This window comes from Clostridium sp. DMHC 10 (assembly GCF_001270375.1).
GTDB classification, from domain to species: Bacteria; Bacillota; Clostridia; order Clostridiales; family Clostridiaceae; genus Clostridium_S; species Clostridium_S guangxiense.
Genome location: NZ_LGVB01000013.1, coordinates 41,706 through 67,572, shown reverse-complemented (window position 1 = coordinate 67,572; position 25,867 = coordinate 41,706). Strand labels below are relative to the sequence as shown.

The window sequence follows — 25,867 nt, the reverse complement described above, 5'->3', positions numbered from 1 at the left end:
CCACATTTCAACTTTTCTGATATTGCCTTCTCTAGCAGCAGCATCCATAAAATGTACAAATGCTGTAGCGATTGTACGACAAATAATCATATAAATAAAATTGGCATTCAGGATGGTGAAGATGTTGAAAAAAATTGATAATAAGAAAAAGTGGATTGCAATAACTGTTGTTATAGTTTTGCTAACTAATGCACTAAGTTTATTTTGGGGAAGTAAACTTTTAACTGTTTCTTCAGGAAATAATGTTGTCATTGATAAAAATACATATAATGAGATAATGAAGTTTAAAAAATTGTTTGCAATTAGAGATCAGTTGTATAAGTATTATAACGGAAAAATTAATGACAGTACTCTTGTTACTGGGGCAATAAAAGGTATGACATCATCGCTTAATGATCCATATACAGTTTATATGGATGCAGCAGAAACAAAAGAATTTAATTCTCAAATCCAGGGTCAAGAATATGTAGGACTTGGAATGCAAGTTGAATCTAAAAACGATAAGGTAACAGTTGTAGCTCCATTTGATGATTCACCAGCTAAGAAAGCAGGAATACAGAGCGGAGATATTATTCTTAAAATAAATGGAAAAGATGTTTCTGGAAAAGAGCTTGATAAAGCTGTGTCAATGATGAAAGGAAAAGAAGGAACTTCTGTTACACTGACTTTGTATAGAGCAAGCAAAGGAAATTTTGATGTTACAGCTAAAAGAAAAAAAATAGTTATGAATACTGTAACTGGAGAAATGCTAAATGATAAAGTGGGCTATATACAGATACAAATGTTTGATGAAAATACTGGCATAAATTTTAACAAGAAAATGGCTGAGTTAAAATCAAAAGGAATGAAATCTCTTGTAATTGATTTAAGAGATAATCCAGGTGGACTTTTAACTTCATGCATTGACGTTACATCAAATTTTGTTCCTAAAAATAAGGTTATAGTTTCAACTATTGATAAAAATGGAGCTAAGGAAGAATTTAAATCTAAAGGTGGAAATTATATAGGTATGCCATTAGTTGTCTTAGCGAATGGTGGAACAGCAAGTGCATCGGAGATTTTCTCTGGAGCTGTAAGAGATTATAAGATAGGAACACTAGTTGGAGAAAAAACTTTTGGAAAAGGTATAGTGCAAAATGTATTTGATACTGGAAATAATACTCAACTTAAAGTTACAATAGCAAAATATTATACTCCTAATGGTGAATATATACATCATAAAGGAATAAAACCAGACATAGAAATAAAATATCCGGATAGTCTTAAGGATAAAGTTTATGATAGAAATGTAGACCCACAATTTCAAAAGGCATTTGAAATAATAAAATCTAAAACTAAGTAGAGATAAGCCATTTAAAACTTCAGTAAAATTTAAACTATATATGCTCCGAAACACAACCTTCCAGTGACTATGGTGCATGTATAGTTTTTAGTTCAGCTGATTTTACTATAGTTCAAACATTTTGGAGAGGAGAATTTTGCATTAATGAATATTATAATGAATACTTTAATTGCACTATCGAAGGCTATTTTGACGCCATCATATGTGCTAATTCTTATAATAATGACAGTTATATTTTACAGAAGAAATACAAAAACAACACTCATGCAAAAAATGATTATAGGAGATAGTTTAAAATCTCCGTTGGAACTTACATTGTCTCAAATACTTTTGGGAATGCTTGCAGGTACTTTAGGCAGTGTATTACTATCGTGTTTTGGTGTGGTTTTTAAAGATGATGGTGCAATATTCTTGTTGTTTATAATATCAATATTTTTGATGCTAATGAAAAGCAGATTTATATGCTTTTCATATTCAGGAGCACTGGTTGGAATTGTTAGTTTAACGATTAGTGGTATGGCAGCAAATGGAGTAGATGTGAGTTATATAAGTTACTTGCAGGTGGATGTAAATATGCTTATGTGCATGGTCGCCATATTACATATTGTTGAAGGAATTCTTGTTTTGCTTGATGGAAAATCTGGTGTCATTCCTGTATTTACAAATAGAGATAATAAAATTATAGGTGGTTTTGCATTTAAAAGATATTGGCTTTTGCCTGTAGCTATGTTATTTATGCTAACTAGTCAAGATTTTACGTATATTCCGCAAATGACAGCATCTCAAGTTTGGAGCTTTATAAAAGGTAGTTCTTTAACTATATTAAAGGATTCTGCAATAGGATTTGGAGCATTTTACGGAATATTAGGCTATAGCACTTACACATTTACTAAAACAAAGACCGAGAAAATTATTTCATCTGGTATAAGTATAATTTCTTATGGCAGCGTTTTGCTTATATTATCTTTATTACTCAAAAACAATGTATTTGAACAATTTCTGTTATGTATTTTAGCTCCTGCAATGCATGAAATTATGCTTAGGCTTCAAATGTACATGGAGATGTCCGGAAAACCAAGATATATAAATAATGACGAAGGAATAATGGTTCTTGAAGTTGCGCCCAATTCACCTGCATACGAGATGGGGATAAAAAGTGGTGATATACTTGTTGAGTTAAACGATACAAAAATAGTTAATGAAGAGGATATTCTGAAATCATTATCAAATGTTACTAACTATATATGGCTTAAAATAAAAAATGTACAAGGTAAGCTAAGTGAGGTAAGTTATAACAATATGAATAGCACTAAAAAACTGGGATTAGTATTTGTACCTAAAATTGTGCCAGAAGGCAGTAGGGTTATGAAGGTTGACAGTGAATCCTTTGATGACATTCTAGAAAAGGCAAAGAAAAAATAGGCAAAGTGAAAATATCTTGGAACATTAAATAAATTTAATAAATCTAAAGTTCAAATTCTAAAAATACTAAGAGATTTCAATAACTCGCCTTTGGCTCAGGCAGATTGAAATCTCTAAGTTTTTTTGGAATTTGAACTAAGATTTATAAGAATTTATTTAAACTGTTCCTTCAATATTTTCACTTTGCCTTAACGTTTTTTTTGCATGTAATTTATATAGGACTGGTATGGTTGGCACAGGGATTTTTAGAATACTTGCAAAGGCTCGTTTACTGAGGGCAAACATCACTGATGGGTATATAGCTTGATGAAGTTGTTTGTTAAAAGTCGCGAGATAGGAGTTATAAATCAGAAATTTATTTTTATTGGTAGAGTTAGTTACAGTTATTTATGTAAAATAATTGAATAGCGTTGAATTATATTTTATAATAAATATATTATTAATTAAATAGGAAGTGAAGCTTAAAATATGGGGATTTGCTTAGAAAAACAAGTCTTGTTCATTTTCTTGATACCAATATGGATAATAGTAAGAATAGTATCAATCTATTTTAATAAAAAAGTAGAATTGATTTTTTTTGGAAAAGAGAGATTAGTTTAAATATATTCTTTATTTATATACTTTGCGTACTAAGTGTTACGTTATTTCCATTGTTTATACAATCACTCTACTCTTTACTCTCTACTCTGCTTCAAATTTCAGTTTGTAAGGATCAATTTGGTATTAGTCATTTTAACTTTTTACCAGATTGATGAGTGTACAAAGAAAAGAGGTGTACATATGTTTAAAGAGCACGACTTTACTATATGGGGAACCTACTGCAAATGCGGAAATGAATGCAGTATTCTTGAAAATGAACATCATCCTTGGCTTGATACTGGGTTTACCATAAAATTAAAATGCGGCTTTTGCGGTAATGAAGTGATTATAGATAGAAAATGTGCTGAAGAATTTTATAATAATAAGATTTATTCATATTATAATGATTTGTATGGAAAGATTGTTGATTTAGGCTGCGGCGGCGCTTTTTTAAGTAGATATTTATTAAAGCAAGATAAAGTTGATAAAATTTATGGTCTGGATTGCGATGAGGATTGCATAAATGAATTGACAGATATTAAGAGTCAAAAGAAATTTGAGTTTATTCAATCTAATATTAGTAACATTAGTAGTATATTTAGCTCTAATAGTATAGATTTTCTAGTTAGTAGAGATGTATTTATGTTCGTTGAAGATACTGATAGGTATTTTGACGATATAACTAGAATTGTTACAAAAGGCATAAGGCAAATGGGATGGTATATGAAGGATAATAGTAGAATGAGGAATAAGCTTGAACCTAAGCAAATTACTGATGAATATATTAAAAGAGGATGGAAAGTAGAATTGAAATACTTAGATTGGTATAAATGTGGATACTTTATTAGGGCGGATAGACGTACAACTATTGAGGATTATAAAATAGAATTGAGGTAAATTAATTATGAATGATGTTGAAAGCATACTTAAATATTACAAGGATGAATTGAAATGGAATCCACCGTTTGCGGATGCGCTTACTAAATACTGTCCGGATGGACTAAAAGGATATTTAGTGATGCGTGAAGCTATTGAAAATGGTCACTTGCCTAAAAAAACAAGAGAATTAATTTTTACTATATTGGATAGTTTAGATGATGAAGTAAGTGGTGCAAAGGCGCATGCTGTTGCGGCGGTAGAGGCTGGTTTAACTATGGAGGAGTTATCAGAAGCATTTGTAATTGTAACAATTGTAAAAGGAATTAATGTGCTCTGTAAAGCTGGTACTGAAGCAATTAAAGCTGCAGAGAAAAGAATAAAAGAAATGAATTTAGAAAAAAATAAAATCTAATAAGATGTTGTCACACTAAAAAAATTGCGAAGCAATCATAATAATGAAGGGTTTTAACTTGCCATGCTCGTTAAAAGACTAATTTTTTAACTTTAATTAGTTTGCAATTTTTTATACTTAGTGTGATAGCCCATTGGACTAGTAAACTGGAATTTAACCTAATGCACAATCTAGATTATATATAAAAAAGGAGTTATAGTGTATGAATTGTAACATTAAATCGCTCTATCTTTGTGTTACAGATATGGATAGAGCGATTGCTTTTTATGAGGATTTACTTGAACAAAATGTAGCTGTTCATGATGAGATTTATAGTGTCTTTGATATTAATGGTTTTCGTTTGGGATTGTTTGCTTATGAAAAAATGAATGAAAAACATACTTTTGGAAGCAACTGTTTGCCAAGTTTAGAAGTTGATAGTATTGGCATATTAAAAAGTAAATTATCAAAACTAAAAATAGTATTTCCATTAACTAAAATAGGAGCAAATTGGGTGGCAGAATTTGAGGATAGTGAGGGGAATCATATTGAAATAACAACACCAATTAATGATAGAGTAGAGAGTAAAGAGTAGAGAGTAGAGAGTAGAGTGAATGTTGATTTACCTTTCGTTTCTCTCAGGTAAATCTTAGAACTTAATTTGTTCAGCTGCGCTGAACACTGCATTTTATGCCATGCGCAAGCATTAAGTTTTAGATTTTTCGAAGCATAGCGGAGAAAAATCATCCTTCACTCTACTCTTTACTCTTTACTTTCTACTCTCTGCTCTTGTTTTATATAGATTACTTGTAAAACTTTAGTGTTTGTTACTTTAATTTTTCAGGTACTTTCTAATATTTTTATAAGTCTATTGACAATATAAAAAAGTAATATTAGAATTAAATACGAACAAATGTTTGATGGAGGTAAATTATAGTGGGTGTTTTTAAAATACATTCAAAATTCAAGCCTACAGGGGATCAGCCTCAGGCAATAGAAAGTATTGCAGAGGGGATAAAGAATCAGGATAAATTTCAAACTCTTTTGGGAGTTACGGGATCTGGAAAAACTTTTACTATGGCTAATATAATTGAAAAAGTTCAAAAGCCAACCTTAGTGCTTGCACATAATAAAACTTTGGCAGCACAGCTTTGTGGAGAGTTTAGAGAGTTTTTTCCTGAGAGTAGTGTTGAGTATTTTGTATCATATTACGATTATTATCAACCTGAAGCTTATGTACCTCAAACTGACACTTATATAGAAAAGGATTCATCTATAAATGATGAAATAGATAAATTAAGACACTCCGCTACTTCAGCTCTTTTTGAAAGAAAAGATGTCATAATAGTGGCCTCAGTTTCATGTATTTATGGTCTTGGTAATCCTGATGAATATAAAAAATTGTCAATTTCTTTAAGGGAAGGCATGACTAAAGATAGAGATGAAGTACTGAAAAAACTTGTTGAAAATCAGTATGAAAGAAATGAAATTAACTTTGTGAGGGGTACCTTTAGAGTAAGAGGAGATACCTTGGATATTTTTCCAGCTGGTTCTACAAATAAGGCTATAAGAGTTGAGTTTTTTGGTGATGAAATAGATAGGATAAAGGAAATAGATGTGCTAACAGGAAATGTACTTGGAACCTTAAAGCATGTAGTTATATTCCCGGCATCTCACTTTGCTACTTCAAGGGACAGATTAGAGATAGCCATAAATAAAATAGAAACAGAACTTGAAAAAAGGCTTAGAGAACTTACAGCGGAAGATAAACTTCTTGAGGCACAAAGACTTAAGCAGAGAACAAATTTTGATATAGAAATGATGAGAGAAGTTGGTTATTGCACTGGAATTGAAAACTATTCAAGGATATTGGATGGCAGAGCAGCTGGAGAGCCGCCTAAAACTTTAATTGACTATTTTCCAGATGATTTCCTTATGTTTATTGATGAGAGTCATGTTACGCTTCCTCAAGTTAAAGCTATGTATGGTGGAGACAGGTCAAGAAAAAATACTCTGGTTGATTATGGTTTTAGACTTCCAAGTGCTTTTGACAATAGACCTCTTAAATTTGAGGAATTTGAAAAAAAAATAAATCAAGTAGTGTTTGTAAGTGCAACTCCTGCTAAGTATGAACTTGAACATTCTCAAAATACTGCGGAGCAAATTATAAGACCTACAGGACTTCTTGATCCGGAAATAGAAGTGAGACCAGTTACAGGGCAAATAGATGATTTATACAGTGAAATAAAAACCACAATAAAAAATGGCTTTCGCGTACTTGTTACCACTTTGACTAAGAAAATGGCAGAGGATTTAACTGAATATTTAAAGGAATTAGGAATAAAAACAAGATATATGCATTCAGGTATAGATACTCTGGAAAGAATGAAAATAATTAAGGAACTTAGAACGGGGGAAATTGACGTTCTTGTTGGAATAAATCTTTTAAGAGAAGGACTTGATATACCAGAGGTAGCACTTGTTGGAATACTTGATGCGGATAAAGAAGGATTTTTAAGATCCGAAACTTCTTTGATACAGACTATAGGAAGAGCCGCAAGAAACTCTGAAAGCAAGGTAATAATGTATGCAGATTCAATTACTGATGCTATGAATAAGTCAATAAAAGAGACGAATAGAAGAAGAAAAATTCAAATAGACTATAACACTAAGAATGGTATAACTCCTAAAACTATAAAGAAGGATATAAGAGAAGTTATAGGAATAACCCAAATTGCAGAGGAAAAAGAGGAATATAATAGTTTAAATGAGGCATTAGAGGCCAATAATAAGAATATAGAAGAATTAATACAAAAGTATGAAACTGAAATGAAAGAGGCAGCTAAGAATCTTCAATTCGAGAGAGCAGCAGACTTAAGAGATAAAGTAAAGAAACTTAAAAAAGAACTTAAATCAAAGAAATAAAAGAAGAGTAGAGAGTAGAGAGCACAGTGAATGAGGATTTTCCTCCATTTCACTATGGAAAATCTTTAATGTAATTAAAAAAGGATAATAGGTTCACTATATAATGAAATGGAAAACGGGTGATGAAATGAAAGAAAAAATTGTAATAAAAGGTGCTAAAGTTCATAATTTAAAAAATGTAGATTTAACAATACCTAGAAATGAATTTGTAGTTTTTACTGGTCTTTCAGGATCTGGAAAATCTTCTCTTGCATTTGATACACTTTATGCAGAAGGACAAAGAAGATACGTTGAATCCTTATCTTCATATGCAAGGCAATTCCTAGGACAAATGGATAAACCAGATGTTGAATATATTGAAGGTCTATCTCCAGCAATATCAATTGATCAAAAAACTACAAGTAGAAATCCACGTTCAACAGTTGGAACTGTAACCGAAATATATGATTATTTAAGACTTTTGTATGCAAAAAAATAGGAGTTCCACACTGTCCTAAATGTGGAAAGGAAATAAGCCAGCAGACGGTTGATCAAATGGTTGATAAAGTTATGCAATTACCTGAGAAAACTAAAATTCAAATTTTATCTCCTATAATAAGAGGGAGAAAAGGTGAACATGTAAAGGTAATTGAAAACATCAAGAAGAATGGATATGTAAGAGCTAGAGTAGATGGAGAGATGTTTGAGCTTGAAGATGAAGAAGTTAAGCTTGAAAAAAATAAAAAACACAATATAGAAGCGGTAATAGATAGAGTAGTTGTTAAAGAGGGAATTGAGGGCAGACTTTCTGATTCAATAGAAATAGCTTTAAAGTTATCCTCAGGTATTGTAATTATAAATGTTGTTGGTAAAGAAGATATGCTTTTTAGTGAAAGTTTTTCATGCCCAGATTGCGGTATAAGCATAGGAGAGATTGCACCAAGAACCTTTTCCTTCAATGCACCTTTCGGAAAATGTGATGAGTGTGATGGACTTGGAACACTTATGGAAATTGATGAAGACTTAGTTATTCCTGATAAAAGTAAAAGTATAATGGAAGGAGCAATAGCACCTTGGGGAGAAGGGAGACTTAAAGAAGACTCATGGACATTTTGTATACTTAAGGCGCTTATGAAAAAATATAAATTTGACGTTAACACTCCTATTGAAAAACTTGATAATAAAATTGTGAATGTACTTTTATATGGAACGCAGGGTGAGAAAATAAAAGTTTATTATGTTAAGGATGATAGAAATATGGAATTTTATCATGCATATGAAGGCATAATAAATGAAATGAAAAGAAGATATATGGAAAGTGGTTCAGAGGCTATAAAGCAGGAAATTGAAAATTATATGAGTGATAAGCCATGTCCTAAATGTAAAGGTGCAAGGTTAAAAAAAGAAGCGCTTTCTGTACTTGTAGGTGGCAAAAATATAATTGAATTAAGTTCTATGCCAATAAGAGATGAAATTAAATTTCTAGATAAATTAAAGCTTAAAGAAAAGGATGTTATAATAAGTAATCAAATACTTAAAGAAATAAAAAGCAGACTTAAATTTCTTGTGGATGTTGGACTTGATTATCTTAACCTTACAAGAAATGCCAGAACGCTTTCGGGTGGAGAATCTCAAAGAATAAGGCTTGCAACTCAAATTGGTTCCAGTCTTGTTGGGGTACTTTATATACTAGATGAGCCAAGTATAGGGCTTCATCAAAGAGATAATGATAAACTAATTGCCACTATGCAGCATTTGAAGGAAATTGGCAATACTGTTATAGTTGTTGAGCATGATGAGGATACTATAAAGGCTGCGGATTATATTGTTGATGTGGGACCAGGAGCTGGTGAGCATGGTGGAAATATAGTTGCTGCTGGTACAATTGAAGATATAAAAAAATGCAGTAAATCAATTACAGGTCAGTATTTGACAGGAAAAAGGAAAATAGTAGTGCCTAATAATAGAAGAAAATTAGACAATAAGTTCATAGAAGTAATAGGAGCTAAGGAAAATAATCTAAAAAATATAAATGTAAAATTTCCAATTGGAGTATTTAATTGTGTTACAGGAGTATCTGGTTCGGGAAAGAGTACTCTTGTTAATGAAATACTTTATAAGGGACTAAACAAAAAATTAAATAGGGCAAAAGCAAACCCAGGAGTATATAAGGAAATTAGAGGAATTGAAAATATAGATAAAATTATAGACATAGATCAAAGTCCTATTGGCAGAACACCAAGATCAAATCCGGCCACTTATACAGGAGTTTTTGATATAATAAGAGAGTTATATGCTTCAACACAGGATTCAAAAGTAAGAGGTTACAAGGCAGGAAGATTTAGTTTTAATGTAAAAGGTGGAAGATGTGAAGCATGTAAAGGTGATGGAATAATAAAAATTGAAATGCAGTTTCTGTCTGATGTATATGTTCCTTGTGATGTCTGCGGCGGGAAAAGGTATAATAGAGAAACTCTTGAAATAAAATATAAAGGTAAGAATATTGATGATGTACTTAATATGACGGTTGAGGAGGCACTCGAATTCTTTAGTAATGTACCAAGAATAAAGAATAAACTTGAAACTCTTATGGAAGTTGGACTGGGATATGTAAGACTTGGACAGCCATCTACTCAGCTTTCAGGAGGAGAGGCACAGAGAATAAAACTTGCATATGAATTATCAAAACGAGGAACTGGAAAGACATTGTACATTTTGGATGAGCCAACTACAGGATTGCATACATATGATGTAAGTAAACTTATAGAGGTACTTCAAAGACTTGTTGATGCAGGAAACACAGTGGTTGTTATAGAGCATAATCTTGATGTAATAAAGTGCGCAGACTATATTATAGACCTTGGTCCTGAAGGCGGTGAAAGAGGAGGAACTATTTTGTGCGCTGGAACACCCGAGGATGTGGCTAAAAATACTTCATCATATACAGGACAATACTTAAAAAAAATGTTATAATTGTATAGGCTAGCGTAACTAAAATGCTAGCCTTTGGCTTTATTAAAGATATTATAGCGTAGGAGGGTGTTTTGTTTGTTTTTATATCTGGGATCGATTGGTGCTAGTCTAAGCAAATTAAGCTTGATTTTTAAGATAATAATTATTGCAATAGTGTATGTAATAATTTTGTATGCTCTGAGAATAATGTATAAGGATATAAAGAATGGAGGTTCCAAAAGGCCTTCAAGAAAAAAGACTTTTGGACTTGAAGTTATAGACCCTGGTGATAACAGGAATTTAAGAAGAGGATCTGTGATACCAATCAATAGAGAAACTACAATAGGAAGAAGAGATGATAATTCTGTAATTCTTAGAGAGGGATATGTCTCTGGGCATCATGCCAGAATATATCTTAGAAATACAGATTATATAATGGAAGATTTAAATAGTACTAATGGAACTATACTAAATGGTAGAAAGGTTGAAAAAAAAGTTTATATTAAAGCAGGAGACGAAATAAAAATAGGTAGTGCTGTATTTAAGGTAATAGGATAGGTGATATGATATGTATAACAGCGTGAAGGAAGAGAAAAAGCTATTAAGATATACTTACCTTTTTTGCTTAGTTTGTTTCTTTAACTTATTTATAATAAAGGATCCTTTTGATAAAGGAGCACTGGTATTATGTGGAATAATATGCTTTTTAATGGCATATTCGCACTTTATACTTAGAAAATTTTATCCTGATGGAGACAAGTATGTACTTATATTTTCATGTATACTGTCATCTATAGGAATGGTGATGTTATATAGAATTAAGGCAGATCTTGCCGTAAAACAAATTATTTGGTTTATAGGTGGGATTGCAATATTTATACTTATTGTTGTATTGCTTCCAGATCTTAAAAAATACGAAAAGTATAAATATGTATATATGGTTGTTTGCTTGATATTTATGGCAATGGCTACTATTCATGGTACATCAAAATATGGAGCTAAAAACTGGGTGTATATTGGCAGCATGGGATTTCAACCTTCTGAATTTGGAAAATATTTTTTGTTGCCTATCTGGCGTCTGCCTTAAAGGGATATAAAAATTTTAAACAGCTGATAGAACCAGCCATTGTTGTAATGGTAAGTTTAGGTTTCATGGTACTGCAAAATGATTTAGGTTCAGCTCTTTTATTTTTCGGAATTTCTATTACAATGCTTTATATAGCAACATCAAAATTAAAATACATAGTTGTGTGTTTAATTTTATTTATAGTTGGTGGATTTTTAAGCTATAAATTGTTTGGGCATGTTCGTTTAAGATTTATGATATGGCATAATCCATGGCCGTATAAAACCAATCAAAGTTATCAATTGGTTCAATCAATGTACTCTATAGCTTGGGGTGGATTGTTTGGTACAGGACTTGGACTTGGATATCCTAATTTTGTACCTGTAAGTGAATCTGATTTTATATTTTCAGCTATTTGTGAGGAAATGGGAGTGCTTATGGGATTTGCCATAATGATTCTTTACTTTTTACTTTTTTATAGATGTATGCGTGCAGCGGTATATGCAGAAGATAATTTTTCAAGACTTCTTGCAGTAGGATATAGTGCAATGATAGCGTCACAAGTTTTAGTAATAGTTGGAGGAGTTACTGGAATGATACCTTTAACTGGAATAACTCTTCCACTTATTAGTTCAGGTGGAAGCTCAATGATAATAATTTTTGTTGCCCTTGGTATAATTCAAAAAATATCAGAGGGAGGAAAATAAATGAACGATATTTCGAATAATACAAAAAAGGTTTTGATGGTTTTTATAATATTCTTTATTGCCACCATTTCTTACATAACATATTTTGAAATGGTGACAGGACCTAAAATTGTGAATAATACCGACAATAAAAGGTTATGGGCAAAGAGAAATGAAGTTTTAAGAGGTACAATATATGACAGAAATAAAAAGCCTTTAACGACCAGTGAAAGAGTAAATACTCTTACTCAGAAAAGAAGTTATACTGGAGGGGCATTATTTGCACATGTACTTGGATATGTAAATCAAAAGTATGGATTAACTGGACTTGAAGCTAAGTACGACCAATATTTAATGGGTGCAAAGGATGAGAGTTTAACACAGTTTTTAAATAGTGTCATAAAAAATAAAGGTAATGTTCAAGCAGAAGAAAAAAATGGAGATGATTTAATAACTACTTTAGATTACAATGTTCAAAAGGAGGCATTTGATGCGCTTGGTGATAACAGAGGAGCTGTTGTAGCCTTAGATCCTAAAACTGGTGAAATTTTAGCAATGGTGTCAAAACCATCTTTTGATCCAAATGATTCTGCACTTCAGTCGAATTGGTCTTCATTAAATAGTGATTCAAGTAGACCACTTTTAAATAGAGCAGTCTCAGGATTATATCCGCCGGGATCTACCTTTAAGACTATAACTGCAATTAGTGCACTTGAAAATATATCTGGAATTGAAAATAGAACTTTTAATGACAATGGTGTACTTGTATTTAATTCAAGACAATCCTTAAGGAATTTTGATGGAGAGTCTTTTGGAACTATAAGCTTTAAGGATGCTTATGTGCATTCAAGTAATGTTGTATTTGGAACATTAGGTATGGAACTTGGAAATGACAAGCTAAAGAAAACAGCAGAAGATTTTTATTTTAATAAGGATATACCTTGTGATGGAATAGTTATAGATAAAAGTCAATTTCCAACACTTAAAAGCTATGAAGTGGGAAATAAGGCTCAAAGTGCCATAGGTCAGGCAAGCGATCTTGCTACTCCTATGCAAATGGCTCTTGTAGCAAGTACTATTGCAAATGATGGAGTTATGATGAAACCTCATCTTGTAAAACAGATATTAGCTAGTGATGGAAGTGTTGTGCAAGATATTCAAGGAGAAAGCAATGGAAGCATAATATCAAGTGATGTTGCGGCTACAATGAGAAGTTTTATGAAAAATGTTGTTGCAGAAGGAACAGGTGGGAATGCGGCTATAGAAGGCGTTGATGTTTGTGGTAAAACAGGTACGGCAGATCATCAAGAAAATGGAAAAGATGCAAAACCTCATTCGTGGTTTATAGGCTTTGCTCCATATAACAATCCTAAAGTTGCAGTGGCAGTTATAGTTGAGGATGGAGGCCAAGGTGGTATTGCAGCAGCTAAAATTGCTTCACAGGTAATGGGAACTGCATTGGGCAAGTAGAAGGAGAGAGAAAAGTGTTTGATTTTAAGTATCAGTTAAAGATTCTTCCAGATAGACCAGGAGTATATCTTATGAAGAACTCTTTGGGTGAAATAATATATGTAGGAAAGGCAAAAATATTAAAGAATAGAGTTAGACAATACTTTCAAAGTTCAAAAAACCATTCTGAAAAAGTTAAGGCAATGGTTAAAAACATAGCTGAGTTTGAATATATAGTTACAGATTCCGAAATGGAAGCACTTATTTTAGAATGTAACTTAATAAAAAAGTATAGACCTAGGTATAACATACTCTTAAAAGATGACAAACACTATCCTTTTATTAAGGTCACTATAAATGAGGATTTTCCGAGAATAATAATGACTAGAATGAAAGTTAAGGATGGAACAAAATATTTTGGACCGTACCCTGAAGTTTCAGCGGTATATGAAACGCTGGACTTGATTAAAAAAATTTTTCCTATTAGAAATTGCAAAATGACAATTAAGGAAGGACAGAAGAAAGTTAGACCTTGCCTTAATTATTATATAAAAAGATGTAATGCACCATGCGCAGGATTTGTAACCAAAGAGGAATATTCCGTTATAATAAAAAATGTATTATCACTTCTTTCAGGCAGAAATGTTGAAATTATAAATGATATGAAAAGAAAAATGGATAAAGCAGCGGAAGAACTTGAATTTGAAAAAGCAGCAGCCTATAGAGATAAAATAAGTGCATGTGAAAAAATACTTGAAAAGCAAAAAATAATTGGAAGTAATTTTCAAGATGAGGATTTCATAAATGTTTTTAGCGATGGAAAAGATAGCTGTGTTCAGATATTCTTTGTTAGAACAGGAAAAATTATAGGAAGAGAGCATTTTACTTTTGATAATACAGAAGGGCAGAGCAGTGAGGAAATAATATCCGAATTTATAAAGGAATTTTATGGGGGAACAGCTTATATACCAAAGGATATATATGTTCCTTGTATTTACGATGCAGAACTTTTGCAGGATTGGCTTTCAATGAAAAGAGGTTCTAAAGTAAACATTAAGATTCCACAAAAGGGTGAGAAGAAAGATTTGCTTGATATGGTTTTTAGAAATTCTAAGATTATGCTTGAACAGTTTAAATTAAAACTATTGAGTGATAAGAAGAATAATACACAAGTTATTGAAAAATTCGCTGAATTTCTTAAACTAGATGATATACCACATAGAATAGAAGCATATGATATTTCTAATATTCAAGGTGTTGATTCTGTTGGATCAATGATTGTTTTTGAAGATGGGAAACCTAAAAATAGTGATTATAGAAGATTTAAAATAAATTCTGTAAAGGGCGCTAATGATTACGAGAGTATGAGAGAAATTTTAACTAGAAGATTCAAACATGGTTTAGAAGAGGTTAAAGCAATTGCGGAGAGTAAAATATCTTTAAGTGCAGGAAAATTTTGTGTGTTTCCGGATCTTATTTTAATGGATGGAGGTAAGGGGCAAATAAATATAGCCCTTGAGGTACTTAAAGAATTTAGTATAAATATTCCTGTATGTGGAATGGTTAAGGATGACAGGCATAATACTAGAGGAATAATATATAATAATGAGGAATTAAATTTAAAGGGAAATTCTGATATAATGCATTTTGTCACTAGAGTTCAAGATGAAGTACATAGGTTTGCTATAACCTATCATAGAAGCCTAAGAGATAAAAGGGTGCTTCATTCAGTGTTAGATGATATACCAGATATAGGAGCTACCAGAAGAAAAGAACTGCTTAAAAATTTTGGCAACATAGAAAATATAAAAAAAGCATCTTATGATGAACTTATAAAAATACCATCTATAAACAAAAAAGCAGCAGAAAGCATTGTTCAATACTTTAAAAGCAGTTCACAATGACGAAGAATGGGGATGTCGCACTAAAAATATTGGGAACTAATTTAAGAAGTGAAGGGTTTTAACTTACTTCGTTCGCTAAAAGACTAAGGTTTTCGCTATGCGAAAGGTGAAGGGGTTTACGGTGCTATGCACGTAAAAAGGTGAACTTTTTTATCTTCGATAAAAAGCTAAGGATGATTTTCTTACGTTTCACTACAGAAAATCTTTAACTTATTTAAATTATTTATTTTTCGTAGTGAAGCGGAGAAAAATATTCCTTAACTTTTTGCTGTGGCAAAACCCTTCACCTTTGACAAGCAAAGCTATGTCAAACCCTTCACTTTTCAAACAAGTGAAAAAATTAGTTTTTTAAAGAGCAGGGCGAGTTAAAACCCTTCACTCATTGTGAATTGTATTAGTTGGGAGGAAATTGATTTGAAGTACGTAGTAGATTTGCATACGCATAGTATAGTGAGTGGGCATGCTTATACAACATTACTTGAAAATATAAAACAGGCATCGTTAAATGGAATAAAAGTGTTGGGTACTAGTGAACATGGACCTAAAATGCCTGGTGGACCACATATATATTATTTTGGAAACATGAGAAATATTCCTAGAGAGCTTTATGGTGTAAAAATACTAAGGGGCTGTGAAGCTAATATAATTGATAGAGAAGGCAATATAGATTTACCAGAAGAGGTACAAGAAAATTTGGATTATATAATTGCAAGCCTCCATGATCCATGTATTGATCCAGGAACTATTGAAGAAAACACAAAAGCGGTTATAAATGTTATGAATAATAAAAGAATAGATATACTTGGACATTTGGGGAATCCCACTTTTCCAATCGATAAAGAAACTGTAGTAAAAAAGGCAAAAGCGACTAATACCATTATAGAATTGAATAATGGCTCATTAACTGGTTCTAGAGAAGGAAGCATGAAAAGCTGCATTGAGATAGCTGAGCTTTGTAAGAAAAATAAGGTAAAGGTCATATTAAGCACTGATGCGCACATATCTTTTAAAATAGGTAAATTTGAAAAAGCACAAGAAATTGTAAGAAGAGTAAATATGCCTGAAGAACTTATAGTAAATAATGATGAAAACAAAATTTTCGATTATTTAAAGGCAAAAGGCAAGCTGATTAATATTTAAACTTGATTATAAGCCTGTTTTAAATTATACTAACTTTATATTAATATTTTGAGGAGATGTACTATGAATTATATTCAGTATTTTGTGGCAGAACTTAATAAATTTATGGATGAGGATGATATTAAAATTGATGTGCCTATGAAGAAGTACACATCTTTTAAGGTTGGTGGTAATGCTGATGTGCTTATAACACCTAAAAAATATGAAGATGTAAGTAAGATAATAGATTTATGTAAAATTAATAATATAAATTACTATATAGTAGGTAATGGATCTAATATTCTCGTAAAAGATGGCGGGCTTAGGGGAGTCGTTATAAATTTATCTAAACTTAATAAAATAACTATTAATGGTGAAGAACTTACAGCACAAGGAGGAGCTTCACTTGGAGATGTAAGTATAAAATCTCGTGATGAAAGTTTAACAGGTCTTGAATTTGCATGTGGGATTCCAGGTACAGTTGGAGGCGCTGTGGCTATGAATGCTGGTGCATATAATGGTGAGATATCGGATGTGATAGACAGTGTTCTAGTTATGGATAATGATGGACAAATATTGAGATTAAGTAGTGAAAAGCTTGAGCTTGGATACAGGACTAGTATAATATTAAAACAAAACTATATTGTTCTGGAAGCAAGTTTTAAACTTCAAAAGGGAGAATATGATAAAATTGCTGGAAGAATCAGCGATCTTATGAGACGACGAAGAGAAAAACAGCCGCTTGAATATCCTTCAGCAGGAAGTACATTTAAAAGACCAGAGGGGCATTTTTGCAGCAAAACTTATTCAAGATAGTGGACTAAAGGGAACCCAAATAGGTGGAGCGCAAGTATCTGATAAACACTCTGGATTTATTATTAACAAAGAAGATGCAACGGCTAAGGATATTTTAGATTTAATACATTTTGTTCAAAAAACAGTTAAGAATAAATTTAATGTAGAACTTGAGCCGGAAGTTAGAATCTGGGGAGAAGATAAATAGGAAATAGCTATATTAATTATTTGCTGAAGTTGTACAGTCATTTTGTATAAGTAACTTCAGCATTTTGTGTTATAATTAAGTTGATTTCAGTATAAACAAGTACTAAATGAGGAGGCGGTAAAAATGAGATTTGTCATTGTTACTGGGTTATCTGGGGCAGGAAAGACTCAGGCAATAAGGAGTCTTGAAGATTTGGGATATTTTTGCGTTGATAATTTGCCGTCAACACTTATACCAAAGTTTGCAGAAGCATGTTTTCAAACGCAAGGAGTGATAGATAGAGTTGCACTTGTAATAGATATTAGAGGTGGTAAGTTTTTTGATAATATTTTTGAAGGATTAGATTACCTTAAAAATAATGGATACAGTTATGAAATATTATTTCTCGATGCTTCAGATGAAGTACTTATAAAGAGATATAAAGAATCCAGAAGAAAGCATCCTCTTGCACCAGAAGGAAGAATTATTAATGGAATAGAGCTTGAAAGAAAAAAGTTGGAAGAAATTCGAAATATGGCAAATAATATAATTGACACTTCAAAGCTTGTAGCAAGAGAACTTAAAGAAAAAATAACAGTAATTTATCAGAGGGAAGGTCAAATTGAAACTAAACTTATAGTTACAGTAGTATCCTTTGGATTTAAATATGGAATTCCAGTTGATTCAGATCTTGTTTTTGATGTTAGATTTTTACCTAATCCATTTTATATACCAGACCTTAAACATTATTCAGGAAATGAAAAGCCGGTAAGTGAATATGTAATGTCATTTCCTCAAACTCAAGCTTTTATTGATAAGCTTCATGATATGCTTAAATTTTTAATACCAAACTACATTAAAGAAGGCAAAAGGCAGCTTATAGTTTCAATAGGGTGCACTGGAGGAAGGCATCGTTCAGTAACAATAGCTAATGAAATTTATAAGAGACTAAAAAATGATGGGCAAATTGTCAATATTGATCATAGAGATATTGAAGAGGATATTAATAAAGGTGGTAAAAAGCTATGAAATTTATGGATTGGATAAAGCCTGGTATTAAACTCAAGCGATGGATTATGCTTGGACTTATTGGAGTGTTTTTTATGGCTTTTGCTCTTGCAGAACTTATAAGAAACGGAATATTCTATAGTAATTATTATAGGGCATTTTATATTTTTCTAATTATAACTGGTGGTTTTATAGTTTATATCTCAATTACTCAAGGAATGCGATCTGTAATATCACTTATAAATAAAGGATACTTGAATGTATCTTTAGATTCTAGAAGGTTGAGTAACTTAATATATGAAAAAAGACTTCTTGTTAAAGGCCCTAAGATTGTTGCAATAGGCGGCGGAACAGGGCTTTCCACCATGCTTAGAGGACTTAAAGATTATACATCTAATATAACCGCCGTTGTTACTGTTGCAGATGATGGAGGCGGTTCAGGTGCTTTGAGAGAAGACCTTGGAATACTTCCGCCAGGTGATATAAGAAACTGTATACTTGCTTTATCCGATACAGAACCACTTATGCAGGAATTACTTCAGTACAGATTTAAAGATGGAAGACTTAAAAATCAAAGTTTTGGAAATCTTTTTTTAGCAGCAATGGATGGGATTTCAGCTAATTTTGAAGAAGCTGTTCGTAAGATGAGCTCTGTACTTGCAGTAACAGGTAAAGTAATTCCAGTTACACTTGATAATGTTGTTTTAAAAGCAAAATTAAAAAATGGGGTTGTAGTAGAAGGAGAGTCAAATATACCAGAAGCTGCAAATTTATATGAAAGCCCAATAGAAAAAGTTTTTATAGATCCTAAGAACGCAAAAGCGCTTAAAGAAACTGTAGAAGCTATAAAAGATGCAGATGCTATAATTTTAGGACCTGGAAGCTTGTATACCAGTGTAATTGCAAACCTTTTAGTAAAAGATATAGCTGTTGAACTTCAAAAAACAAAGGCTCTCAAATTATATGTTTCCAACATAATGACACAGCCTGGAGAAACTGATGGCTTTAGTGTATCTGACCATATAAAGGCAATATTTAAACATGTTGGTGGAAAAGTCGTGGATTATACTGTTGTGAATATAGGCAGTATTGATGAAAAATTAAAGGGAAAATATTTTGAAAAGACATCTGAACTTGTTGAAATAGATGAAAAAGAACTTAATAAAATTGGAGTTGGAGTTATTAAAGGGGATTTCATAAAGATAAAAGATGGCCTTGTAAGACATGATTCTGATAAATTGGCATCAATTTTAATTGAAACTATTATGGATAAAAAATTATTCTATGATAAAAAGAAGATAATTGAATATTTCTACTTATCACAGAGATTAAAAGAAAATAAAGCTACTAAAAATAGGGAGTAAGTAAAATGTCGTTTTCATCGAAAGTAAAAGGAGAAGTATGTAGATATAATGAATATGATAAAAGCGGAACTATAGCTCTTTTGTCGGCTATTATGAAATCAAGTGGAACCTTGTCACTTGAGGGAAATCGAAAAATAAGTTTTAGGATAGTAACTGAAAATCCAGCTATAGCAAGGCTTATATTTAAACTTTTAAAGGAATTCTTTTCTATACACACAGATATAATGGTGAAGAAAAGCAATTCTTTAAAGAAAAACAATATATATGTAGTGTGTATAACAGAAGAAATGGGAGTAAGAAATTTACTAAAAACTGTGGGAATACTCAAAAATGAAGATGATGTGCTTGAAATTAATTACAATATACCACCTGAGCTTGTTTCTGATGAAGTAAATAAAAGGATGTATATAAGAGGTGCATTTTTGGGCGGCGGCAGTGTAAGTAATCCTGAGAAAATGTATCATCTTGAATTTGTAACCCATGATGAAGAATATGCAAAGGATTTAAGTGGTCTAATTAACACTTATAACTTAAATTCAAAAGTAATAAAAAGAAAAAGTAGTTATGTAGTATATATAAAAGAAGGAGAGCATATAGTTGATCTTTTAAATATTATTGGAGCACACACAAACCTTCTTGAACTCGAAAATATAAGAATTATGAAAGAAATGAGAAATAACGTAAATAGATTGGTAAATTGTGAAACTGCAAATCTAAGCAAGACAGTTAATGCTTCTGTAAGGCAAGTAGAAAGTATTAAACTTATACAAAGAGAAATAGGCCTTGCAAGACTTCCAGAAAATTTACGTGAGATTGCAGATTTAAGACTTAATTATCCTGATGAATCTTTAAAAGAACTTGGGAAAATGCTGGATCCACCTGTTGGAAAGTCAGGTGTCAATCATAGATTGAGGCGTATAGAAAAAATTGCAGAAGAAATTAGAAAGGAGGGAAAATAAATTTAATGTCGAAGCATGAGGAAATAATAAGATACATCATGACACTTAAAGCTGGCACTAAAATTTCCGTAAGAAGCATAGCCAATAAGTTAGAAGTAAGCGAAGGAACCGCTTATAGAGCAATTAAAGAATGTGATAACCTTGGACTGGTAACCACAATACCTAGAGTTGGAACTATAAAAATAGATAAGGTTCAAAAAAAGAATATAGAAGTGCTTACTTATGGAGAAATTGTTAGTATAATAGATGGAAGCATACTTGGAGGCAGAACAGGAATAGATAAAACGCTTAACAAGTTTGTTATAGGTGCCATGACGGCAGAAGCTATGGATAAGTATATAAGTCCAGGAAGCTTGACTATTGTTGGAAATAGAGAAGATGCACAAAAGGTATCACTTCTTAATAATTCTGCAGTACTCATAACTGGTGGCTTTGGATGCAGTGACGAGATTAAAAGCTTGGCAGATGAAAAACAACTTCCAGTTATATCTTCAAATTATGATACTTTTACCATTGCAAGTATAATAAATAAAGCGATATCTGAAAACTTAATTAAAAAGGATATAATTTTGGTTGAAGATATAATGAATGATGATCCACAGTATTTAAAATATGATGATTCAGCTAAAAAGCTTAAAAAGTATGAAAAGATGAGTGGGATACATAAATTACCTGTTGTAAATAAGAATAAAAAAGTAATTGGAGTTATTAATTTTAAACGGCTAAGTGAAAAAATAGAAAATGAAGATGTAAAAAGTGATTATATCGTTGGAAAGTATATAAATGAGGAACCTTTTTATTGTAGATTGTAAAACCACTGTTGCATATGCAGCACACATTATGGGCTGGGAGAATATAAGTATGTGTTTAGTGGTTGATAGCAATAAAAAACTCATTGGTACAATAGGAAGAAAAGAAATTGTTGAAGCAATTCAGTATGCTCTTAGGCAGCCTCAAGCAGGTGAAACAATAGAAGATATGATACTTAAAAACTTTCAATATTCTTATGCAGAGGATGGAATGCATTTTTATGGTAAAATAGTATCTGAAATGTTAGAACCACTTGGATCGGCATCATGGAATTCACTTGGAATGCTTCTTTCAACAGCAGCTGTGATGACATTAAGGAGTAAAAATAATATGAATGTATCTATTGACAGCATATCAACTTATTTTGTAAAACCAATTCAAATGGATACTAATATTAATATACATACTAAAATAATAGATCTTGGAAGATTTTTTGCTAAGGTTGAGGTTGGAATGGTTAATGAAAAGAACGAAGATATAGCAAAGTCCATACTTTCGGCTAAAATCTTGAAGATACAATAATAGATTCAACAATATAGAAAGGAGGAAATTACATGGAGGATATTTTTAAAGATTTCGTTCATTTGCATGTACATACAGAATACAGCCTATTAGATGGCTCTGGAAAGATAGAAAAATTAGTTCAAAGGGCAAAAGAACTTGGAATGAAAAGTATTGCAATAACAGATCATGGAGCTATGTATGGCTGTGTTGAATTTTATAAGGCAGCTAAAGAAGCGGGAATAAAACCAATAATAGGCTGCGAAATTTATGTGGCAACTAAATCAATGTACATAAAGCAAAACGATCCTGAAAATGAAACACATCATCTTGTACTGCTTGTTAAAAATGAAACTGGTTATAAAAATCTCATGAAAATTGTTTCAAAAGCATCTATAGATGGTTTTTATTATAAGCCAAGAGTTGACCATGAGTATTTAAAACAGCATAGTGAAGGAATTATAGCTTCAAGTGCTTGTCTGGCTGGAGAAATACAGTCCGATTTGCTTAAGGGAAGGCTTGAAAGAGCTAAAGAAACTGCACTTTTTTTATAAGGATATATTTAAAGATGGTTTTTATCTTGAACTTCAAGATCATGGGATAAGTGAACAGTTAAAAGTAAATGAGCTGGTTATACAGCTTTCAAAGGAACTTGATATTCCTCTTATTGCAACTAATGATGTTCATTACATAAATAAAGAAGATTCAAGAGCTCATGATATACTTTTGTGCATACAAACAGGAAAAAATGTAGATGATGAAAATAGAATGAAATATGTTCCAGAGCAGTTTTATTTAAAATCTCAGGAAGAAATGTATAATCAATTTTCATATGTAAAAGAAGCACTTTTGAATACTTCAAAGATAGCTGACGAATGTAATTTTGAGTATAAATTCCATGAATCAAAACTTCCTAATTTTCCACTTCCAGAAGGTACAGATCACTATTTATACCTAGAAAATTTGTGTAAGAATGGGCTTCATGAAAGGTATGCCAACATAACCGATGAGCTGAAAAAAAGACTTGACTATGAGCTTGGAATAATAAGGCAGATGGGTTATGTTGATTATTTTCTTATAGTTTGGGATTTTATAAGATTTGCAAGAGAAAATGAAATACCTACAGGACCTGGAAGGGGATCTGGTGCAGGGTCACTAGTTGCGTATACTCTTGGAATAACAAAAATTGATCCTATTAAATATAATTTAATTTTTGAAAGATTCTTAAATCCAGATAGAATATCGATGCCAGATATTGATAGTGATTTTTGCTATGAAAAAAGACAGAAGGTTATAGACTATGTAGTAGAGAAATACGGCAAAGACTGTGTTTCACAAATTGTAACCTTTGGAACTATGGCTGCAAGACTTTGTATAAGAGATGTTGGAAGGGCTATGAATTATTCTTATGCAGAGGTTGATAAAATAGCTAAAATGATTCCATCAGTACTTAATATAACTATAGATAAAGCGCTTGAACTTAACCCTGAACTTAAAGAAATATACGATTCAGATGATAGAATAAAAGATTTAATCGATGTTGCAAGAACACTAGAAGGACTCCCAAGACATACTTCGACTCATGCTGCAGGTGTTGTAATATCCTCTCAACCTCTTGTGAATTATGTACCGCTTCTTAAAAATGAAGATTCAATTGTAGCACAGTTTACCATGGGAGTACTTGAGGAACTTGGACTTTTAAAGATGGACTTTTTAGGTCTTAGAACTCTTACAGTTATAAAAGATACTATAGATATGATCAAAGAAAATCAAGGTATAGACATAGATATAGATAAAATAAATTTTGAAGATGAAAAAGTTTATAAAATGATAGGCGATGGAAAAACAGTTGGTGTATTTCAACTTGAATCTCCAGGAATGACAAGTTTTATGAAAGAGTTAAAACCTGACAGTCTTGAAGATATAATTGCGGGTATAAGTCTTTATAGACCTGGGCCTATGAGTGAAATACCTAGGTATATTAAGAATAAAAATAATTCTGAGGAAATACAGTATCTTACACCAGAACTTGAGCCAATTTTAAAGGTTACTTACGGATGTATGGTTTATCAAGAACAGGTAATGCAAATAGTAAGAGATCTTGCAGGATATTCTATGGGCAGAAGTGACCTTGTAAGACGTGCCATGTCCAAAAAGAAGCATCATGTTATGGAAGAAGAAAGGCATAATTTTATATATGGAATTACAAATGAAGAGGGAGAAGTTGAGGTCCCTGGCTGTGTAAGAAATGGTATATCAGCAGAAATTGGAAATAAGATATATGATTCAATGATGGATTTCGCAAGTTATGCATTTAATAAATCACATGCTGCTGCCTATGCTGTAGTTGCATATGATACTGCATATTTAATTTGCTACTACCCTACAGAGTACATTGCTGCAATGCTTAATAGCGTTATGGGAAATAATGAGAAGGTAGCATTTTACACTAGATTTGCAGATAAACTTGGAATACAAATTTTACATCCAGATATAAACGAAAGCTATTCAAAGTTTACAGTTAAAGGTGAAACTATAAGATTTGGAATGGCATCTATTAAAAATGTGGGTATGAATGTAGTAGAAAGCATAGTAAAAGCAAGAAATAAAAGCGGGAGGTTCTCATCATTCACTGATTTTTGCAATAAAATTGATATGTCATATGTAAATAAAAAAGCAGTAGAAAGCATAATTAAGGCTGGAGGTTTTGATAGCTTTGGCGTATATAGGTCTCAACTTATTTCGGTTTTTGAAAAAGTTATGGATGGAGTATCAAACCAGCAGAAAAAAAACATACAGGGACAGATGAATTTATTCACAGATTTTGGTAAAAATACCTATGATGATATTGAAATAAAGTATCCAGACATAAAGGAATTTGATAAAAAATATATTCTTGCAATGGAAAAAGAAATGACAGGAATATACCTCTCAGGTCATCCTCTTGAAGATTATAAGGAAACTTTGGAAAATGTTACAAATACAAAAATATTAGATATAATTGGAAATGAATCTCTAGAAGAGGACGGAAGTCTACCTCAGGATAATGGAATAGTGGACGGATCAAGGGTTATTATAGGAGGTATAGTTACTGAGGTTACTAAAAAAGTAACTAAAAATAACACTATGATGGCGTTTATAAAAGTAGAAGATATGTATGCTGGCATAGAAATTGTAATATTTCCTAAAGTATTTGAGAAAAATATTTCCTACATAAAAGAAGATGAGCTGGTAATAATAAAGGGTAGGATAAACAAAAGAGAGGATGAACAGCTAAAATATTATGTGAAGAAATTAAACCTCTCATAAAAATCAGTAATGAAAAACTTTATATTTTAGTTGAAGATGAAGAAGAAGTTAGGAATGCACTAAGTAAAATAAGGGAAATAGGTGTTGTTTATAAAGGAAATATTCCTATTTATCTATGTACTAAAAAAGAAAGAAAAAAAGTTTTTGATTGACAAATCTATGTGGCTTGAAAAAAAATATTGATTCAATGAATTTTTTAAAAGATAAGTTTGGCGAATCCAATATAAAAGTGTTATAATAT

General features: G+C 31.7%; 15 protein-coding genes and 5 pseudogenes. 19 read left to right on the top strand and 1 reads right to left on the bottom strand.

The window, feature by feature from the left end; all coding sequences use genetic code 11:
- Positions 1-87: pseudogene (locus AGR56_RS19970) on the bottom strand (PTS mannose/fructose/sorbose transporter subunit IIC); the annotation flags it as partial.
- A 46-nt stretch (positions 88-133) separates the two neighbouring features.
- On the opposite strand from AGR56_RS19970, the gene AGR56_RS01835 reads away from it, so the two are divergent.
- From AGR56_RS01835 to AGR56_RS01750, 19 genes and pseudogenes are all read left to right on the top strand, one after another.
- Positions 134-1,342, top strand: a complete 1,209-nt coding sequence (locus AGR56_RS01835; protein WP_157055640.1) for a S41 family peptidase — start codon at positions 134-136, stop codon at positions 1,340-1,342.
- 144 nt (positions 1,343-1,486) lie between these two features.
- Entirely contained in the window at positions 1,487-2,764 is a 1,278-nt protein-coding gene (locus AGR56_RS01830) for a PDZ domain-containing protein (protein WP_053240908.1), read from the top strand.
- 780 nt (positions 2,765-3,544) lie between these two features.
- Entirely contained in the window at positions 3,545-4,240 is a 696-nt protein-coding gene (locus tag AGR56_RS01825; RefSeq protein ID WP_053240907.1) for a class I SAM-dependent methyltransferase, read from the top strand.
- Between the two features lie 7 nt (positions 4,241-4,247).
- Positions 4,248-4,634, top strand: a complete 387-nt coding sequence (locus AGR56_RS01820; protein WP_053240906.1) for a carboxymuconolactone decarboxylase family protein — start codon at positions 4,248-4,250, stop codon at positions 4,632-4,634.
- 202 nt (positions 4,635-4,836) lie between these two features.
- Positions 4,837-5,208, top strand: coding sequence for a VOC family protein (locus tag AGR56_RS01815; protein WP_053240905.1), 372 nt, complete (start codon positions 4,837-4,839; stop codon positions 5,206-5,208).
- Positions 5,209-5,549: 341 nt separating this feature from the next.
- Positions 5,550-7,538 (top strand): excinuclease ABC subunit UvrB, encoded by a 1,989-nt coding sequence (gene uvrB, locus AGR56_RS01810; RefSeq protein WP_053240904.1) that lies wholly within the window; start codon positions 5,550-5,552, stop codon positions 7,536-7,538.
- A gap of 127 nt (positions 7,539-7,665) precedes the next feature.
- Positions 7,666-10,490, top strand: a pseudogene (gene uvrA / locus AGR56_RS01805) (excinuclease ABC subunit UvrA).
- A 75-nt stretch (positions 10,491-10,565) separates the two neighbouring features.
- Positions 10,566-11,027 carry an FHA domain-containing protein gene (locus AGR56_RS01800; RefSeq protein WP_231015991.1) on the top strand — a complete coding sequence of 154 codons (462 nt, stop codon included), beginning with the start codon at positions 10,566-10,568 and terminating at the stop codon, positions 11,025-11,027.
- A gap of 10 nt (positions 11,028-11,037) precedes the next feature.
- Positions 11,038-12,242 (top strand): annotated as a pseudogene (locus tag AGR56_RS01795) (FtsW/RodA/SpoVE family cell cycle protein).
- The gene (locus tag AGR56_RS01790; RefSeq protein WP_053240903.1) at positions 12,243-13,691 is read left to right on the top strand and encodes a penicillin-binding transpeptidase domain-containing protein; all 1,449 of its coding nucleotides are present in this window, start codon (positions 12,243-12,245) and stop codon (positions 13,689-13,691) included.
- 14 nt (positions 13,692-13,705) lie between these two features.
- A complete protein-coding gene (gene uvrC / locus AGR56_RS01785) occupies positions 13,706-15,574 on the top strand; it encodes an excinuclease ABC subunit UvrC (RefSeq protein WP_053240902.1) in 1,869 nt (622 codons plus the stop codon).
- Between the two features lie 414 nt (positions 15,575-15,988).
- On the top strand, positions 15,989-16,714 hold the full coding sequence (locus tag AGR56_RS01780) for a phosphatase (protein WP_053240901.1): 726 nt from the start codon (positions 15,989-15,991) through the stop codon (positions 16,712-16,714).
- A 63-nt stretch (positions 16,715-16,777) separates the two neighbouring features.
- Positions 16,778-17,696: pseudogene (gene murB, locus AGR56_RS01775) on the top strand (UDP-N-acetylmuramate dehydrogenase).
- Between the two features lie 123 nt (positions 17,697-17,819).
- Positions 17,820-18,704, top strand: a complete 885-nt coding sequence (gene rapZ, locus AGR56_RS01770; RefSeq protein ID WP_053240900.1) for an RNase adapter RapZ — start codon at positions 17,820-17,822, stop codon at positions 18,702-18,704.
- Entirely contained in the window at positions 18,701-20,047 is a 1,347-nt protein-coding gene (locus AGR56_RS01765; protein ID WP_053240899.1) for a YvcK family protein, read from the top strand. The genes rapZ and AGR56_RS01765 overlap by 4 nt, the downstream gene beginning before the upstream one ends.
- A gap of 5 nt (positions 20,048-20,052) precedes the next feature.
- Positions 20,053-21,006, top strand: coding sequence for a DNA-binding protein WhiA (gene whiA, locus AGR56_RS01760; protein ID WP_053240898.1), 954 nt, complete (start codon positions 20,053-20,055; stop codon positions 21,004-21,006).
- A 5-nt stretch (positions 21,007-21,011) separates the two neighbouring features.
- A complete protein-coding gene (locus AGR56_RS23185) occupies positions 21,012-21,818 on the top strand; it encodes a DRTGG domain-containing protein (protein WP_347460369.1) in 807 nt (268 codons plus the stop codon).
- On the top strand, positions 21,790-22,338 hold the full coding sequence (locus tag AGR56_RS23180) for a CBS domain-containing protein (RefSeq protein ID WP_347460367.1): 549 nt from the start codon (positions 21,790-21,792) through the stop codon (positions 22,336-22,338). The genes AGR56_RS23185 and AGR56_RS23180 overlap by 29 nt, the downstream gene beginning before the upstream one ends.
- A 32-nt stretch (positions 22,339-22,370) precedes the next feature.
- A pseudogene (locus AGR56_RS01750) lies at positions 22,371-25,864 on the top strand (DNA polymerase III subunit alpha).
- The last annotated feature ends 3 nt before the right edge of the window (positions 25,865-25,867 follow it).